This window comes from Prevotella sp. OH937_COT-195 (genome assembly GCF_003932845.1).
GTDB lineage: Bacteria > Bacteroidota > Bacteroidia > Bacteroidales > Bacteroidaceae > Prevotella.
Genome location: NZ_RQZH01000055.1, coordinates 1 through 2,168 on the forward strand (window position 1 = coordinate 1; position 2,168 = coordinate 2,168).

Consider the following 2,168-nt stretch of genomic DNA (forward strand, 5'->3'; position numbering starts at 1 on the left):
ATTCTCTTTCAGGAATGAATACGATGGTCATACCATACAAAAGACGTTGGAACAAACCCAAAGGATGACCGGGAAACATATTAATAACCCGGCGGCAGACAGAGGGTTATAGAGGTGTGAGACAGATCGGGGATACAAAGATACTCATCCCGGACGTTCCTAAAGCAAAAGATACCTGCTACCAAAAGAGAAAGAAACACAAACTATTTTGCAAACGAGCGGGAATAGAGCCAACGATAGGACATCTTAAAAGTGACTACAGACTATCTCGCAACTTTTATAAAGGTGTGAAAGGAGATGCTGTCAATGTCTTATTAGCTGCGGCGGCATATGACTTCAAAAGAGCTATGAGAGTTCTTTTGTGGCTTATAAAAAAAATCAGCGTGAACTTCGATTTTACAAACTTTACGCTGAAATATAGTTTTTAAGGGACGACTGGATACCAAGATTACCGAACGCTCCAAGATGCTTGAAGAAACGAGTTCCAAGCTTCAGAATATCCGAGAAAAACTCTTTGAGATGAAACGATAACACCAGAGAGCCTTGGAAAGGGAAGGTGATGATATTGATAGGGAGGCAACACGCATCCATATGGGAATCAACAGTACCTACAATATGATGCTGGTTATGACTATGCAGGAAATAATCCCGACTCTAAACGATAGTCAGCGTGACATTTTACGAGAGAAAGGTTATTATGACCTTACTGAAAACGCACAACATGTAGCACCTTGTGCCATGTTGTTGGCTATCAACTATGTCAAACAAGCCACCACCTACGCAGAGTCATGTGGAGGAGGTGTGTCCAACCTATCCGGATGGGGCAGGAATAAAGACGAAGATGATGTGCAATGGTGAGTGCGTTGTATCGCTACAGCTGCCGCAATGGTAAAGCCTTCATCTCGAAAGAAAGCACAAGGTGTAGGAAGATAAAAAGTTCCGCCCGAATGAATCTCTATAAAGCAACTCTATTTGTTGTATTGTTACAATCGTGTAGTTGAACTAATCAATTCCCAAATATACTTTTTTGTACCAACTTGACCAATCAGGCAAATAAGCAACAGCTTTATCAACAAGTAAATTAGATTTAAAGGCATAGAACTTGGGAGAGTTCTTTGTAAGTCATCGATATTCATTCATTGTCTTGTCAAGAAAGCAGTTTTCTGGATGAGAAACAACAGAGAAATAGACCTCAAAAAATACACCTCTATTCTCAAGTTCAAATGCCAACAATTGATTCCTCCAAAGTTGGTTCATACCACTTCTAAATGGGCAACCACCACCTTCATATTTTCCACAGAAAAACGAAGACTGTTTTTCCATGATTCTCCAATAATAATAACCACAATGTTTGTGGTAATAACACTTATCGTGGTTTTCTAACAGTTCTTTTATGTCACATGATGTGCAATTTTCTTTCTCTGACTCAGAAATACCTTTTGAACGATAACCTCCACAAGTTGTAAATTCTTGTTCCGTTAGCTTGTGCTCTATAAGCCAAAGGCAGAGTTCGTTGCCTTGATTTCGATATGCGATAGCAACATCTGAGTCTGTACCTGCATGAGGGCTATGGTCACCTAGAAGGCCTTTTGAACCTTCTAATGATGACTCCCAATACTCAAAGCAATAGCCTTTGCGAAGTTGTTTTCTGTCAATATGGTCAAACCCTTTGGGCGCGACTCCTGACCCTTTAAGTATTCTATCAGCATACTCGCTCTCCAATATTGGCACAAATAGGTTAACACATGCTGTTTGAGAACTTGCCACATGCACAGAAGCAGCAATATGTGGCTTATATGCAAACTTGCCTTCTTGTATCTCTTCTACAATTGTCTTAATACCCTCATATAGCATAATAGGCATCTTTGCATCACAATATGGACTTAGGAAGCAAGCAATCGTGTTCAACTTCACGTGCAGAAATACCCTTGCCATCAATTTTGAGTATTTCTTTTTTGTACTTAATCAGGTATGAATAGACCTTCTGCTGAAAATCATGATATGACATAAGTTGTTATCTATTTATGGTTTATTCATATTATAATTTGTCTTTTGAATTTAAAAAGAGACTAATTAGTCGCCCCTTAAAAAGTCATTTAATATTTGGTATTCAGTGATATAAATTCCTAAATACTTTGTCAAGTCTGCAATTTTTTGTATCTTCGATG

2 protein-coding genes and 1 pseudogene are annotated in these 2,168 nt (G+C 38.7%); 2 read left to right on the forward strand and 1 reads right to left on the reverse strand.

Translation table 11 applies throughout. The features are described from left to right. Together EII32_RS11100 and EII32_RS11105 are read left to right on the forward strand one after the other, a co-directional pair. Positions 1-428 (forward strand): annotated as a pseudogene (locus EII32_RS11100) (transposase); the annotation flags it as partial. Positions 429-591: 163 nt separating this feature from the next. Then, a complete protein-coding gene (locus EII32_RS11105; RefSeq protein WP_125235446.1) occupies positions 592-858 on the forward strand; it encodes a hypothetical protein in 267 nt (88 codons plus the stop codon). A 264-nt stretch (positions 859-1,122) separates the two neighbouring features. On the opposite strand, the gene EII32_RS11110 is transcribed toward EII32_RS11105, so the two are convergent. Further along, complete coding sequence (locus tag EII32_RS11110) at positions 1,123-1,863, reverse strand: PGN_0703 family putative restriction endonuclease (RefSeq protein ID WP_233582389.1); 741 nt, start codon at positions 1,861-1,863, stop codon at positions 1,123-1,125. Between the last annotated feature and the right edge of the window lie 305 nt (positions 1,864-2,168).

Coding starts and splice junctions, on each gene's coding strand:
- EII32_RS11105 (WP_125235446.1), top strand. CDS start 592: ATGGGAATCAACAGTACCTACAATATGATGCTGGTTATGACTATGCAG.
- EII32_RS11110 (WP_233582389.1), bottom strand. CDS start 1,863: ATGCCTATTATGCTATATGAGGGTATTAAGACAATTGTAGAAGAGATA.